This is a genomic window from Dorea formicigenerans, from assembly GCF_025150245.1.
GTDB classification, from domain to species: domain Bacteria; phylum Bacillota; class Clostridia; order Lachnospirales; family Lachnospiraceae; genus Dorea; species Dorea formicigenerans.
Map to the genome: position 1 here is coordinate 1,865,462 of NZ_CP102279.1, position 14,612 is coordinate 1,880,073.

A 14,612-nucleotide genomic window follows, 5' to 3' on the forward strand; every position below is an offset into this window, starting at 1 on the left:
TATCTCCCATTGCCTGTATCTATAATAACGTATTGTTAATTTATTTGCAACCCTTTTGCCATAACTTTCTTTTTTTAGTCATTATGCACATTTCGCAATGTCCCTTTTTGGTCACAATTGCCATTGCATTTGTTTTGTCTATAAATAATATATTCAGTTTTTCACAATATTCTATTAGTTCACAAACAATTTTGCCTTTTTATTATAAGATGTTCTACTTTTATTTATTAGCACTCCTTAATTTAGTGCTTTATCACAGTAAACTCCAGTTTATTTGCAACTGGAGTTTACTGATTCTACTATCAATTATTCAATTATTTATTGACACCATCTATGAATTATTTTTCTTTTTAAAGTTTTTAAAGTAATCTTCATGCACCTGGCTGATTACTTTACTCAGCGCAAATAATGCAAGAATATTTGGTACTACCATCAAAGAATTGAAACAATCTGCCATATTCCATACAAGATCAACTTCTGCAAGTGATCCAAGGAACACACAAACCGCTGCAGCTGCAGAATAGATTTTCACTGCTTTCGGTCCAAACAAATATTTGATATTAGCCTGACCAAAGAAATACCATCCTATGATAGTAGAAAAAGCGAAGAAGAACATACAGATGGCTACGAAGATGTCTCCGCCTTTTCCATATAATGTAGAGAATGCATACTGGCTAAGTTCTGCTCCTGTCTTTCCGCTCGGGATAGATTTCGTTGTCAGGATAACAAGCGCTGTCAGATTCAGTACAACGAATGTATCAATAAATACACCTGTCATAGCTACAAATCCCTGTTCTACCGGATGATCCACTTTAGCTACTGCATGCGCATGTGGTGTGGATCCCATACCAGCTTCGTTAGAGAACAATCCTCTTGCTACACCTTTTGTAAGTGCAAGCTTCACAGTTGCACCGGCTGCTCCACCGACTACAGAGCTCGGAGAAAATGCGCCGATAAAGATAGATGCAAATGCATAAGGAATATTTTTATAGTTGTAAATAATTACGATTAATGAGCCGATAATATATAATGCTGCCATAAACGGAACAATTGTCTCCGTAACTTTTGCAATTCGTTTCATACCACCCATGAATACGAAAATTGCGATTACTGCTACTACAAGACCCATAATCCACTGTGGAATACCAAACGCTGTATGGAATGATGCCGCAATAGAGTTAGACTGTACTGCATTACCCATAAATCCAAGTGCAAGTGTAATCAGTATTGCAAAAATTCCAGCAAGAACTTTTCCAAACGTCCCCTTGAATGCTGCTCTTATGTAGTAAACCGGTCCTCCTGTGACCTGTCCGTCCGCTCCGACCGTCTTATACTTCTGTGCCATAATCGCTTCTGCATAGATAGTTGCCATTCCAAGGAATGCTGCGATCCACATCCAGAAGATTGCTCCAGGTCCTCCAATTGCAAGTGCTGTTGCCGCTCCGGCAATATTACCGGTTCCTACCTGTGCTGCAATTGCTGTTGCCAACGCCTGGAATGATGACATTCCATCCGCTCCGGCTTCTCCTTTCTTACTGAACAGACCGCCAAAAGTTCTTTTCATTCCTTCGCCAAATCCTCTTACCTGGATAAACCCAAGTCTGAATGAGAACCAAAGGCCCGCACCTAACAGTGCAATAATCAGTACGTAGTTTGACATGTAATTCTGAATCGTCAATACAATGTTATTTAATGTCTCCATAAAACGACCCCCTTTTTTCCTTTTCGAAAGACATTTGTAATAATGTATTCGTGCTTCTCGAGTTTTAGTATAACCGAAATAAATCTTTTTTTCAATAGAATTTTCTGTAAACAATGATTATTTTTTATTTGTTTTAGTTTTTTCTTATATATATTCTTTTATTGTAATACATTAATCACTATTTTCTGAATATATATGCATTATTATTTTAAATTAACCAACCAGTTTTTAACATTAAAGAAGCCCGGCAGTTTTAATTCTGCCGGACTTCTTTTCTTAACACTATCTTAGCTTATGTTTTTATTAATTAGTTTATTTTGCTTTGTTAAAGTTGGTGAAGTAATCTTTATGTACCTGGCTGATTACCTTGCTCAATGCAAACAATGCAAGGATATTCGGGATTACCATCAAGGAGTTGAAGCAATCTGCCATATTCCAAACAAGATCAACTTCTGCAAGTGATCCAAGGAATACGCAGCACGCTGCTAATACAGAGTAAATCTTCACTGCTTTTGGACCAAACAGATATTTTACATTTGCCTGACCAAAGAAGTACCATCCGATAATGGTTGAAAATGCGAAGAAGAACATGCAAATTGCAATGAATACATTTCCACCTTTTCCATATAATGTAGAGAACGCATACTGGCTAAGTTCCGCTCCTGTAAGCCCTGTAGGAATAGACTTTGTTGTCAGGATAACAAGTGCTGTCAGATTCAGTACGATAAATGTATCAATAAATACACCAGCCATAGCCACAAATCCCTGTTCTACCGGGTGATTAACCTTTGCTACTGCATGAGCATGCGGCGTAGATCCCATACCAGCTTCATTAGAGAACAATCCTCTTGCGACACCTTTTGTAAGTGCTAATTTTACAGTTGCACCGGCAGCACCACCGACTACAGACTGTGGAGCAAATGCTCCTACAAAGATAGATGCAAATGCATATGGGATATTCTTGTAGTTGTAAATGATAATGATCAGGGCGCCTACAATGTAAAGAGCTGCCATAAATGGTACGACTGTCTCTGTTACTTTCGCAATACGTTCGATACCACCTGCGAATACGAAAAGCGCAATCACTGCTACGGCCAGACCCATAATCCACTGCGGAATACCGAATGCTGTATGGAATGCTGCTGCGATAGAGTTGGACTGTACGGCATTACCCATGAATCCGAGCGCCAGTGTAATCAATACTGCAAAAATTCCAGCAAGGACTTTTCCAAATGTTCCTTTGAACGCTGCTCTTATGTAGTATACCGGACCTCCTGTAACTTGTCCATCGGCTCCGACCGTCTTATACTTCTGAGCCATGATAGCCTCTGCATAAATGGTTGCCATTCCGAGGAATGCTGCGATCCACATCCAGAAGATTGCTCCAGCTCCACCAATTGCAAGTGCTGTTGCCGCTCCGGCGATATTACCAGTTCCTACCTGTGCTGCAATTGCTGTCGCAAGCGCCTGGAAAGAAGACATTCCGTCTTTTCCTGCTTTTCCTTTCTTACTGAACAGACCGCCAAAAGTTCTTCTCATACTTTCGCCAAATCCCCGAACCTGGATAAAACCAAGTCTGATTGAGAACCAAAGACCTGCTCCAAGAAGTGCAATTACCAAAATGTAGTTTGACATGTAGTTCTGAATTGTCAATACAATGTTATTTAATGTCTCCATATAGTTTCCCCCTTTTCACTTTAGATAGACATCATTAGTTACATTTTGAAGTTTTGCGAAGTTATTTGTAACTTGCTAACTTCTTTTACATAGAATTATAGTTTATTAGCACAAAATTTGCAACCAATTTTAATATAAACAGTGATTAATTTTGACAATTTGCAAAAATGGACTAAAAAAGAAGCGAGTTTCCTCGCTTCTTAATACATTTTTCTGTATATTTATACATTAATTTCTGCTGTCATGCCAAGCACATCTTTATTAGCTTCCAGAACTGGATCCACAACTTTTTTCAGGAAATTTTCCACCTGAAGCGGCGCGCGTCCAACATATTTTGCCGGATCCATCGTCTTCTTTAACTCTTCCTCATTCAGACCAAATGCCGGATCTGCTGCAATCAGGTCAAGCAAGTTGTTATCCAGACCTTTTTCCTTCACATTACGTCCGGCCTCCATAGAAAGCTCACGGATTCTCTCATGGAGTTCCTGTCTGTCTCCGCCTGCTTTTACTGCATCCATCATAATATTCTCAGTTGCCATGAACGGAAGTTCAGACATTAGCCGTTTCTCAATCACCTTCGGATATACAACCAGTCCATCTACAACATTCAGACAAAGATCCAGGATACCATCAATTGCAAGGAATCCTTCTGGAACGCTGAGTCTCTTATTTGCAGAATCATCAAGTGTTCTCTCGAACCACTGTGTTGCAGATGTGATCGCAGGATTAAGTGCATCAATCATCACATATCTGGAAAGAGATGCAATACGCTCACTTCTCATCGGATTTCTCTTGTATGCCATAGCAGATGATCCTATCTGCGTCTTCTCAAACGGTTCCTCTACTTCTTTCAAATGCTGGAGCAGGCGAATGTCATTGGAGAATTTGTGTGCACTGGCTGCAATTCCTGCCAGTACATTCAGTACTCTTGTATCAACTTTTCTGGAATAAGTCTGTCCTGATACCGGATAACATGCTTCGAACCCAAGCTTCTTTGCGATCATCGGATCAATCTGATCGATTTTTTCCTGATCTCCATCAAAAAGTTCCAAAAAGCTTGCCTGAGTTCCGGTCGTTCCCTTAGAGCCAAGAAGCTTTAATGTACTTTTTACATATTCCAGATCCTGAAGATCCATCAGAAATTCCTGCATCCAAAGTGTTGCACGCTTTCCAACCGTCGTCGGCTGTGCCGGCTGAAAATGTGTAAAGGCAAGTGTCGGCTGATTTTTATAATTATCCGCAAATTTTGCAAGTTCTGCAATAACATTTATCAGTTTTTTTCTTACAATTTCAAGTGCCTCAGACATTACAATAATATCTGTATTATCTCCTACATAGCATGAAGTTGCTCCCAGATGAATAATTCCTTTCGCCTTCGGACACTGCTGTCCATATGCATACACATGAGACATTACATCGTGGCGCACAACTTTCTCACGTTCTTTTGCCACCTCATAATTGATATCTTCTGCGTGAGCTTTCAGTTCATCGATCTGCTCCTGTGTAATGGACAGTCCCAGTTCTTTTTCTGTCTCTGCCAGAGCGATCCAGAGCCTTCTCCACGTCTTAAACTTTTTATCCGGTGAAAATACATACTGCATCTCCTTACTTGCGTAGCGCTCTGAAAGCGGGCTTACATATCTATCGTAGCTCATTTTTCTTCCTCCCTGATATACCACATTTAAGTGATTTCTTCACATATTATTTCTACATTATCATTATACAGGATACCTTCTCCTGCTATCAACACATTTAATAAAAAATCACATTTCACAATTAATCAAATGCATGAGAAATGTCCTCTGTCGGAACTTTCATCGGATAATTTCCAGTAAAGCATGCATCACAATACGCCAGTTCTCCGACCATATCTTTCAACTTATCGATTTTCATATACCCCAGTGAGTCAGCACCGATCATCTCGCGAATTTCATCCGTCGTATGAGAATGTGCAATAAGCTGATCATTGGACGGTACATCCGTTCCAAAATAACAAGGATGTAAAAACGGTGGAGAACTAATTCTTACATGAACTTCTGTTGCTCCTGCCTTTTTCAGCATTTTTATAATATTCGCACAGGTTGTACCACGTACGATAGAATCATCGACCATGACAATTCTCTTTCCTTTTACTACTTCCTCGATAACATTTAGTTTAATCTTAACACTGCTCTCCCTCTGGCTCTGCTTTGGTTTGATAAATGTTCTTCCCACATAACTATTCTTATGAAAAGCCATACCATAAGGAATTCCTGACTCTTCTGAATATCCTTTTGCAGCTACCAGACCGGAATCCGGCACACCAACTACAAGATCTGCCTCCACCGGATAGGACTGTGCCAATGCTTTTCCTGCCGTAATTCTAGAATGATAAACATTAACTTTATCAATTGTACTGTCCGTTCTAGCGAAATAAATATACTCAAAAATACATCTCGCCTGCTTCTTAGGAGAGATTGCCATAGATTTATCTGATGTAATGCCATTCTTTGTAAAGCTTACAATCTCACCTGGTTCTACATCTCTTACAAATTCGCCGCCTACTGCTGCGATCGCACAGCTCTCTGATGCAAGAAAATATGTATTGTCTCTTTTTCCGATACAAAGCGGACGTAGTCCGAACGGATCTCTCGCTCCAATCATTTTTCTTGGAGAAATCACAACCAGTGCGTAAGCACCTTCTATCTTTTGCATGGCATTACGGACAGCTTCCTCTGCTTTTGCCGTCTTCAGTCGTTCTCTTGCAATATGATACGCGATTACTTCTGAGTCAATGGTCGTCTGGAAAATCGCTCCTGTATATTCCAGTTCATGACGAAGCTCCACAGCATTTGTCAGATTACCATTATGGGCAATTGCCAAAGTACCTTTCACATAGTTCAGAACAAGTGGCATAGCATTTTCTACCTTCGTTGCCCCTGCAGTTGAATAACGGACATGTCCGACACCAAGATTACCTTTCAACCCTTCTAAGGCTTCCTCATCAAACACTTCGTTTACAAGGCCAAGCCCCTTCTTCGAATGAACTTTGCGCTCTCCGTATGTGTCTGTCACTGCAATTCCACAGCTTTCCTGTCCTCTGTGCTGCAAAGCAAATAAACCATAATATACAGATGGTGCTACATCTCCTCCATCCATATCATATGCTCCGAATACACCACATTCTTCACCCATACCTGTTGTTATCTTCTCATAGTTGCTCATGAATGTAACTCCTTCTTCCTATCAGTCATCAGATGTTTTTAAGTATAATACAAGGCAGATGGAAATGCAATTGCCCCACCTGCCCTTAAGTCTTACTTAGTCATTATTTTTATTTTGGTTTATTTATTAGTATTATTAATATTAAGACCCCATTTATTAGTTTTCTCTAAATTTCCCAAGGAATTCTTTCATTCTTTCGTTAGAAGAACCAAATACTTCCTCCGGCGTTCCTTCCACAGCAATATAACCGTTATCCATGAAAATTACATGATCTGAAACATTTTTTGCAAAATTCATTTCATGTGTAACGATCACCATTGTCATGTGCTCTGCAGCCAGATCTTTGATGACTTTCAGAATCTCGCCGGTAAGCTCCGGATCCAGTGCTGAGGTCGGTTCATCAAAAAACAGAATATCCGGATTCATAGCAAGTGCACGGGCGATCGATACTCTCTGCTGCTGCCCACCCGAAAGCTGATACGGATAAGCGTTTTCCTTATCAGAAAGTCCCATCTTCGCAAGCAGCTCTCTCGCCTCTTTGTACACTTCCTCTTTTTTTCTCTTTTGCACACGAAGCGGTGCATCTGTGATATTCTTCATAACCGAATAATGTGGAAACAAATTGAAATTCTGAAACACAAGTCCAAATGTTCCATCATAATTGATTTCTCCATCATCCGGTGTCTCAAGTCCTGTTGCACAACGAAGAAGTGTAGATTTTCCGGAACCGGATGGCCCGATAATTCCAAGCACTTCTCCTTTATCTACTTTTAGAGAAATGTCTTTTAATACTTCCACTCCTCCAAAATTTTTCTTCACATTTTTTATTTCCAGAAGACTCATGACTTTTCCTCCTACCGATAATAATTCATTTTCTTCTCAATCCGTTCCATAATAAATGCAACCACAAGATTCAGTATGTAATAGAATAGAGCCGCAAATGCATATGGGAGCATGGATACCTGGCCGGAAGCAAGTGCTTTTGCCATCGTAAACATCTCTGTCACACCGATTGTAAATGCAAGAGATGTATCCTTTACAAGTGTAATGGTCTCATTTGTAATTGCCGGAAGGATTCGTTTAATGACCTGCGGAAGAATAATTCTTATGAACGTCTGAGCCTTTGTGTATCCAAGTATCTTGGCAGCTTCATACTGTCCTTGCGGCATAGACTCAATTCCCCCGCGATAAATTTCTGCAAAATATGCTGCATAGTTCAGTACAAATCCAATTGCCACAGCCATATTCTTCCAGGACTGGGAAATCTGTACACCCAAAATATAAAACGGTCCAAAATAGATCACCATAAGCTGAAGCATCAGCGGAGTTCCTCTCATCACTGATATATAAAGTTTAAAAATCGTACTGATAATCTTATTCTTTGACATTCTGCCAAAAGAGATCAAAAGTCCTAACGGCAGAGAAAATATCAATGTCGCTGCAAATATCCACAGTGACGTAACCATTCCTTCTCCTAATTTTTGTAACATGACTGATGTTGCCATACCAAAATTCCTCCTCGCGAATCATTGTCATCGCTTTTCAAGAAAAACGGGCCACCCGTTTTCAGGACGACCCGGTCTTTCCAGTTAGTCTGTTTATTTATTTTCCAATTGTTGTGATATCTTCACCAAACCATTTTGTAGAAATCTTTGCAAGTGTTCCGTCTGCCGCCATCTCTTCCAGCGTCTTCTGAACCTGATCTTTTACAGCATCATTTCCTTTTGCAAATCCAACTCCGTACTGCTCAGAAGCAATTTCATAATCGAGAATCTTAAATTCCGCAGAACGTGATTCAATCTGATACTTTGCTACTACAATATCCATTGCGACAGCATCAACAGCTCCTGATTCCAGATTCATAAATCCTGTATTGTAATCTGGAATGATCTCTGTTGAAAATGTAGAGCTAAGTTCTGTATTATCTTTTAATGCTGCCTCTGCGGAAGAATCTGTCTGTACATCAACAGTCTTTCCTGCAAGATCCTTTTCGGAATTGATTCCAGAATCTGCTCTTACGACAAATACCTGCTGATTATCAAGATAAGGCTCTGACCATGTATATTCATCTTCTCTTCCATTCATGGTAAATCCGTTCCAGATACAGTCAATCTCTCCGGATTTCAAAAGTGCATCTTTAGAATCCCAGGCAATCGGTTCCGGATTGAATTCCCAGCCATTGCGGTCACATACTTCCTTGGCCAGCTCTAAATCAAATCCTGTATACTCACCGTCGTCTCCTACAAATCCCATCGGCGGAAAATCCTGATCGAATCCTACCGTAAATGTATCTCCTTCTTTTTTTTCTTCAAATGTAGCTGCAGAGTCTTTTGAATCTGCCGATTTACTACTGTCCTTTCCACCACAGCCGGCAAGAACCGTAACAACTGCCAGTGAAAGTGCAACTAAAAGTGCAGCTCTCTTTTTCATCTTTATTATCCTCCTGAACTCAAAGCTTTTTTCGCAAATCCCGATTCGAATTCAACCTCGAGAAATACCTTTTTCTTTCGAATCTCCTATTGCTTTTCGATGCGGTGTAATCTTTTATCAATTTACCAATTGATTACTTTACCACGCTAAATCGCTTTGTTATAGTAACATATTCAGGACTTCTTGTCAATCCTGCGGTTCTCGCTTTTCCACGTAATCAGCTTCTCATCAGAAAAATCCAGATCATTTTCCTTCTTTGCTTCCTCCATCTCTGCTTTAATCTTTGCAGACATTGAAAGAAACATCGAATTCCCGGATAACATTTTTACATAATCTTTTTCCGGAAGTCCCCGATAGCAGCAATAAATATATGCTTTCAGCATATCTTCTTCCTCACAGATGCTGTAAGCCTCCTTAAACATCAGTGCTGCTTCTTTATAAAGAAACAGGTATCCATAAGCGCTACCGAGACAGCCGTATATTTTTCCATAGAATTTTTTATTCACGGACTCATCCCAGTCCTGACTTAAAATGGATTGATATACCAAAATCGCAGACTCATATTCTCCTGATTTCATTAAACTGTCCGCCTTATACTTCGCACGTTCTACATCTCTTTGGTTTTTCAGCTGTTCCAAAAGATTCTGAATCTTCACGATCTCTGATGGTGCATAAATCACAGATCCTTTCAATATTGTAAGTACGAACTCTTCTAATGTCGCATTCTGATCCAGATCACGGCGCAGATCCTCTGCCATTTTTGCAAGACCAAGTTCGTCTTCCAACCAGTCACACAGTCTACGGTTCATAATTGTATAATCAATTAAATACAAATTATTACACAGATAATAACATAATTCTTCAATTGTATAAATTCGCATATGCACCCGGGAAATCTCGTACGGGCGCTTTGCACGTTTACTATGACATAGAATTAAACTGCCCATTGATTCCTCCTAACTGAATTGTCTTCTCCACCCGGAAATCTGTCGGGGTGAAGAATTCGCCAAATCCCACATCGCGAAATGTCAATTTACAGGTACGTTCATCTAAAAACATAACCTCTACTTGAAGTCTTAAAGAATAATCTGTTCTCTTCGGAAGACCTTCCAGCGATACTTTCTCCACCTGTACTTCTTCGTCTACCAGACTTTCCACTAAAATTTCAATATCAGAAGCGTCCTCCAGGAGCACTTCCCACTGTCCATCTGCTTCATACCAATGCGTTCCCCATGTCACAAGCGGATACCACCCCTCCTGACCATCCACACGCATACGCAGACAAATCCTCTCTGTCAGTTTTGTCTCATCTAAATAAATCGGTCCGTCATCATTTGGCTCACATTTCCGGATAGATTTATAGCAGGCTCCCTTGCTGTAAAGATTATTTCCCATAAAGGCACGTCTGCCGTTACAAAGCACCCGGAGAGAATTCGGGTACCAGTTCTTCTCAAATCCTTCTCCCGTTAAATATACCGAAGAAATAACCTTTTTTTCGAACACATTTTCAATCATAGACTTGAAACTTTCGTCCGGGCTCTTTTCCTTATTCATAATCGGATAAAGCGCTTCCAGTTCCTTTCTCTGGGCATTTGCCACTTCATCGACTGTCACAAATGAATTCATGCCGTGGCTTGCATCCACTCGGAGCCTTCGAAGCATATATGCCTTGATCCGCTCTTCATCACAATAGAACAGAGCAGATTCATATTGCCATAATTCTTTTGGCTGAAAAATCATATACTGGCAAAAGCTTTCTTTATAATCCTGAACATTGATGATTTCCTTGTCTACGCCAATATGTTGACCGATCCCTTTGAGCATCTTCGCCATATCCACGTCCGTCTCCGGAGTTGTAAATGTCAGATACTGAATATTTTCAAAATCCTGAAGTGTCAGACTGATGTATTTTGCAAGGAGCCACACTGCATCATAAGTCTTGCCGGCAAGGCTTACTTTCTCGCGGCGCTTTGCCTTTCCATAAAGGTCCGTCTCCGTGCAGTCTTCTCCTACGACCGCCAGTCTTTTTGCCTCTTTCCCAAATACCCAGCGGTCTTTAAAATATCCCAATACAAGAGGAATCAGGTAATTATTGGACGAAGCCATCATTGTATCCGGCTCTTCCATAGAGTCGTCATAATAGCTGATCTGGCAGCCCTTCTCATTGATGTCATAGCCAATCACACAACCTCTTTTCATTACCATTCCTCCTTTCTCTTTTTGTTGTATTTATTCATAAAGTTTGAACATTTTTTTTGCAAGTATATCCTCTTCTTCATACTCCATCATAGCCTTGTTACGGTTTGCCGGCGTCATCTGGACCATGGCGTTGATTCTTCCGAAACGCCCAGCTAAAATTGCATGATCATTTCTGATAATCTGCTTTTCTGTATTTGTACTCTCTTTTCCATCAGACTCCTGGATATAATAATCCAGTTCCTCATCTGCATAGAGTACAAACTGTTTCACATACAGATTCTCAAATACCGGAACAAGCATCTCTGAATGATAACCAAGTGTTTTCTTACCGGAACCCTTGATTTTATAGAACAATTTTACTTTACTTCCTTCTTTTGCCTGATAAGAAACTATAGTCTTATCATAAAGCTGCACTTCACGAAGCCACTCTTCCTTGTATTTCATGTACGCTGGAAAAATAATCTGTTTTTCACACATTTCCCGCAAGAGCTGATGCAGAACGGCTTCTATGTCTGCCGGGTAATCACTGCCCGCATAATAACATAAAAGTGCCACTTTGCAGACATCCGGAAGTTCTTCTTTCTGGTCACATTCTCTGGCAATAATATGAAATACACATGTTTCAAGTTCTCTTTCATAGAGAATATACTCTCTGGAAACAAATGCAAGATATGCCTGTTTCAGCCGGAAATATGCTGTGTCAGACAGATAATAATCTTCGAAAATTTTCTCTTCATCAAAAATATTTTCCGAGAACAGCATCTGCGTAATAATACGCTCTGCTACTTTATAGGACGGAATCTCATATTCCCGCATAACTTCCCAAAGACGTTTCATATCTCTTGTTGCACCACAGAAATATTCACCCAGATATGTCAGCGTCGCCTTATCATATTGCTGTTTCTTGAACATTTCAAATGTCAGATAAAGGAGAAATGCATCTTCTCCCGGATCTTCCTCGCGGATTTTTTCGCTGCAAAGACGAAAGACCTTTCTCTCATCTGCACCGGTCAGTCCACTTTCCCGTAACGTGTCAAAAGTCACTTCCACGACCTCGCCAGTCTTCTTCCACATACCGGCCTCGTCCTCATATTTCTTACACATTTCCATGAATCTCGGTTCGTAAAATAACCGTTTCGTCTCGTAAGCAATAGAATCTGTGTAATATCTGCCATCCATGGACTCCCACACAATTCGGGATTCTTTATCGTAGAGCTGAATGATTGCACCGGTCTCTTCGTCATACGGGATACGTTGCCTGACGGCACCATCTTTTTCAATGACAAGAACGCAGCGCATATGTGGAACTTTCGTGGAAACCTCATAAGAATAGCAAATATCTCTCATAGCTTTCATTCGTTTCTCGTCCATTTCCTCTGGCAGGCAGAAACGTTTATAAAGAATCTTCAATGCCTCTGTAATATGGCGTTTCATGAGCTGCTCCCATGTAAATGCCACAATCTGCTCACGGTAATTTAAGAACATTGCCTGATCATCACTGTAAGTCAGAAGATTTGCATATAAAAATGCTTCTTTCCGGTAATCCAGTGTATTACCATGCATAAAATACAAATAAATTTTCCGTGGAAGCGGTCCGCGCATACGTGTCTCGTCCATGGCAATCATATAATACTCATAAAGTCTGGCAATCCGAAAATCTTCCTCCACTGCTTTCTGATACCATGGAAAATATTCCGATGATGTCTTATTTCCTTTGATCAGAAGAGTGCAGATTGTATTCAGAATCATCGGCTCTTCGTACATATTATAGAGGCGCTTTAAAATCCGATAAACCCGCTCATTAAATGTCTTCTGCTGGCTGGCAAAATTCGCTACATAAAGGGCCAGTTCCTTCGTCATAAGACGGTATTTTGATGCAAATGTCAGTACCAGAAGTTCAAATTCTCCAAGTTTTCGAAGAAGAATCGGCTTCTCCTTGTAGCACAGATATGCCTCCAGATAAAATAACACGTCCTCTGTCCCATACTCATACTGCTGTTCCAGAACTTCCAGCTTCTTATATGGATTCTTGTACTTTGGATCCATCTGGATGATCATATAGAGCAGAAGCCATGAATCCTGATGCCGGATATACGTCTTCTCCAATTCATCCAGCACACGGTCTGTATGCGCTTTATTATCCCGGATCTGAGCTGTCAGAAAGAGATAATAACAATTCGTGATCGGGTCTTTACCAATGGCAAAACGATTATAATTGTAATTTTCAAGAATCCATTTTGCGTCTTCGATACGGTCACCCAGCATGTAAATATGTGCCTGCACAAGTTGATATAATTCGCTCTGCGTCTCAATCCTTCGAACCGCAGTCATTTTTTCCACTGCGCTGTCCACCCATGTCTTCAAGTCAATCCGTCCGGCCACAAATCCGATATATTCTTTCAATATCTGAGCAATCAAAAGCTCCGGCACATGGTGATTCTCATCATATTCCTGATTCTGCAGCACTTCTACTTCATAGCTTAACGTCTCATATGGAGTCTGGAAACGGATTACGCCGTAATTACGCCCTACATGAAGGAATTCCGGGCGTACAAAGTATTCAACTTCATAGTTGTTACCTACAAAGTCTTCTGTAGAAATCTCCTGTCTGGACACCTTTAAGAAACGTCCCTCCGTCTCAATGTGGATTGGCACATAACCCCATGTATTTTTCATCAGAGTCACAACACCTTTTGTAGACTCCAAAATATCCTCAAAGAGCATTCCTTCTCCCGGAAGTGTCAGGAAAATACATTCCTTCTGCTTAATTCCTACAAGAAATTCTTCCATTGCCTGCTCTTCCAGTGACCATTTGCGCATATTATCATAGAGATAAAAGATACGTTCATTCTCATATTTTAAAATGGCATAAAAATCTCTGGAGCGGAATAGTCTTGCCGCCTCAGAATAATCTTTTACTGCCAGCTTTCTGAAATCATCTGTACTCTGTACCTTGCCATAGGTGGTCATCACGTAAGGTTTCTCTATGATTGCCGTAAATGACAGTTCATATTCTCCACCGGTACATACAACTGTGAATTTACCTTCTTCTACGTGTCCTGGTTTTAAACCACGCCCGTCATATGTGAATTCCACTCTTGCCGGATTTCCTTCAAATCCGGAATCCTTGAGCTTAACACGAAAAGAAGACGGGTAAACTAAGCCCCGTATCACATGTTCATTCTCACTTTTAATTATGAAACTCCCCCGGTATACTTCCCCTTCACCGATTATCAGAACCAGATTCGTTTCTTCAAATATAACTTCTGGACGACCGGTCCTGAAGTTCCCTTTCGAAAATTTCTGGATTTTGTTTTTCAAGTCCTACACCTGCTTCTTTCGTTGCATTTTTCTGAAAACATACTATAATGAATTATAGCATTGTTTTGTCCTGAATGGC

The 14,612-nt window shown here is 40.4% G+C and carries 10 protein-coding genes; all 10 read right to left on the reverse strand.

Going from position 1 to position 14,612, the window contains the following annotated elements; genetic code table 11:
• Positions 1–331: 331 nt before the first annotated feature.
• On the reverse strand, positions 332–1,702 hold the full coding sequence (locus NQ560_RS09150) for an alanine/glycine:cation symporter family protein (RefSeq protein ID WP_040015305.1): 1,371 nt from the start codon (positions 1,700–1,702) through the stop codon (positions 332–334).
• Positions 1,703–2,014: 312 nt separating this feature from the next.
• Positions 2,015–3,379, reverse strand: coding sequence for an alanine/glycine:cation symporter family protein (locus NQ560_RS09155; protein ID WP_005331256.1), 1,365 nt, complete (start codon positions 3,377–3,379; stop codon positions 2,015–2,017).
• 221 nt (positions 3,380–3,600) lie between these two features.
• Complete coding sequence (gene purB, locus NQ560_RS09160) at positions 3,601–5,034, reverse strand: adenylosuccinate lyase (protein WP_005331257.1); 1,434 nt, start codon at positions 5,032–5,034, stop codon at positions 3,601–3,603.
• A 121-nt stretch (positions 5,035–5,155) separates the two neighbouring features.
• The gene (purF, locus tag NQ560_RS09165) at positions 5,156–6,583 is read right to left on the reverse strand and encodes an amidophosphoribosyltransferase (RefSeq protein ID WP_005331258.1); all 1,428 of its coding nucleotides are present in this window, start codon (positions 6,581–6,583) and stop codon (positions 5,156–5,158) included.
• 156 nt (positions 6,584–6,739) lie between these two features.
• Complete coding sequence (locus tag NQ560_RS09170; protein ID WP_005331259.1) at positions 6,740–7,426, reverse strand: amino acid ABC transporter ATP-binding protein; 687 nt, start codon at positions 7,424–7,426, stop codon at positions 6,740–6,742.
• Positions 7,427–7,437: 11 nt separating this feature from the next.
• On the reverse strand, positions 7,438–8,088 hold the full coding sequence (locus tag NQ560_RS09175; RefSeq protein WP_005331261.1) for an amino acid ABC transporter permease: 651 nt from the start codon (positions 8,086–8,088) through the stop codon (positions 7,438–7,440).
• Positions 8,089–8,185: 97 nt separating this feature from the next.
• Positions 8,186–9,013 carry an amino acid ABC transporter substrate-binding protein gene (locus NQ560_RS09180; RefSeq protein WP_005331262.1) on the reverse strand — a complete coding sequence of 276 codons (828 nt, stop codon included), beginning with the start codon at positions 9,011–9,013 and terminating at the stop codon, positions 8,186–8,188.
• A 173-nt stretch (positions 9,014–9,186) separates the two neighbouring features.
• Positions 9,187–9,960, reverse strand: coding sequence for a hypothetical protein (locus tag NQ560_RS09185; RefSeq protein WP_040015306.1), 774 nt, complete (start codon positions 9,958–9,960; stop codon positions 9,187–9,189).
• A complete protein-coding gene (locus tag NQ560_RS09190; protein WP_040015307.1) occupies positions 9,935–11,212 on the reverse strand; it encodes a DUF5716 family protein in 1,278 nt (425 codons plus the stop codon). The genes NQ560_RS09185 and NQ560_RS09190 overlap by 26 nt, the downstream gene beginning before the upstream one ends.
• Before the next feature lie 30 nt (positions 11,213–11,242).
• Positions 11,243–14,533: a DUF5717 family protein gene (locus NQ560_RS09195; protein WP_005331265.1), complete on the reverse strand. Its 3,291-nt coding sequence runs from the start codon at positions 14,531–14,533 to the stop codon at positions 11,243–11,245.
• Positions 14,534–14,612 lie beyond the last annotated feature (79 nt).

Coding starts and splice junctions, on each gene's coding strand:
- NQ560_RS09150 (WP_040015305.1), bottom strand. CDS start 1,702: ATGGAGACATTAAATAACATTGTATTGACGATTCAGAATTACATGTCA.
- NQ560_RS09155 (WP_005331256.1), bottom strand. CDS start 3,379: ATGGAGACATTAAATAACATTGTATTGACAATTCAGAACTACATGTCA.
- purB (WP_005331257.1), bottom strand. CDS start 5,034: ATGAGCTACGATAGATATGTAAGCCCGCTTTCAGAGCGCTACGCAAGT.
- purF (WP_005331258.1), bottom strand. CDS start 6,583: ATGAGCAACTATGAGAAGATAACAACAGGTATGGGTGAAGAATGTGGT.
- NQ560_RS09170 (WP_005331259.1), bottom strand. CDS start 7,426: ATGAGTCTTCTGGAAATAAAAAATGTGAAGAAAAATTTTGGAGGAGTG.
- NQ560_RS09175 (WP_005331261.1), bottom strand. CDS start 8,088: ATGGCAACATCAGTCATGTTACAAAAATTAGGAGAAGGAATGGTTACG.
- NQ560_RS09180 (WP_005331262.1), bottom strand. CDS start 9,013: ATGAAAAAGAGAGCTGCACTTTTAGTTGCACTTTCACTGGCAGTTGTT.
- NQ560_RS09185 (WP_040015306.1), bottom strand. CDS start 9,960: ATGGGCAGTTTAATTCTATGTCATAGTAAACGTGCAAAGCGCCCGTAC.
- NQ560_RS09190 (WP_040015307.1), bottom strand. CDS start 11,212: ATGAAAAGAGGTTGTGTGATTGGCTATGACATCAATGAGAAGGGCTGC.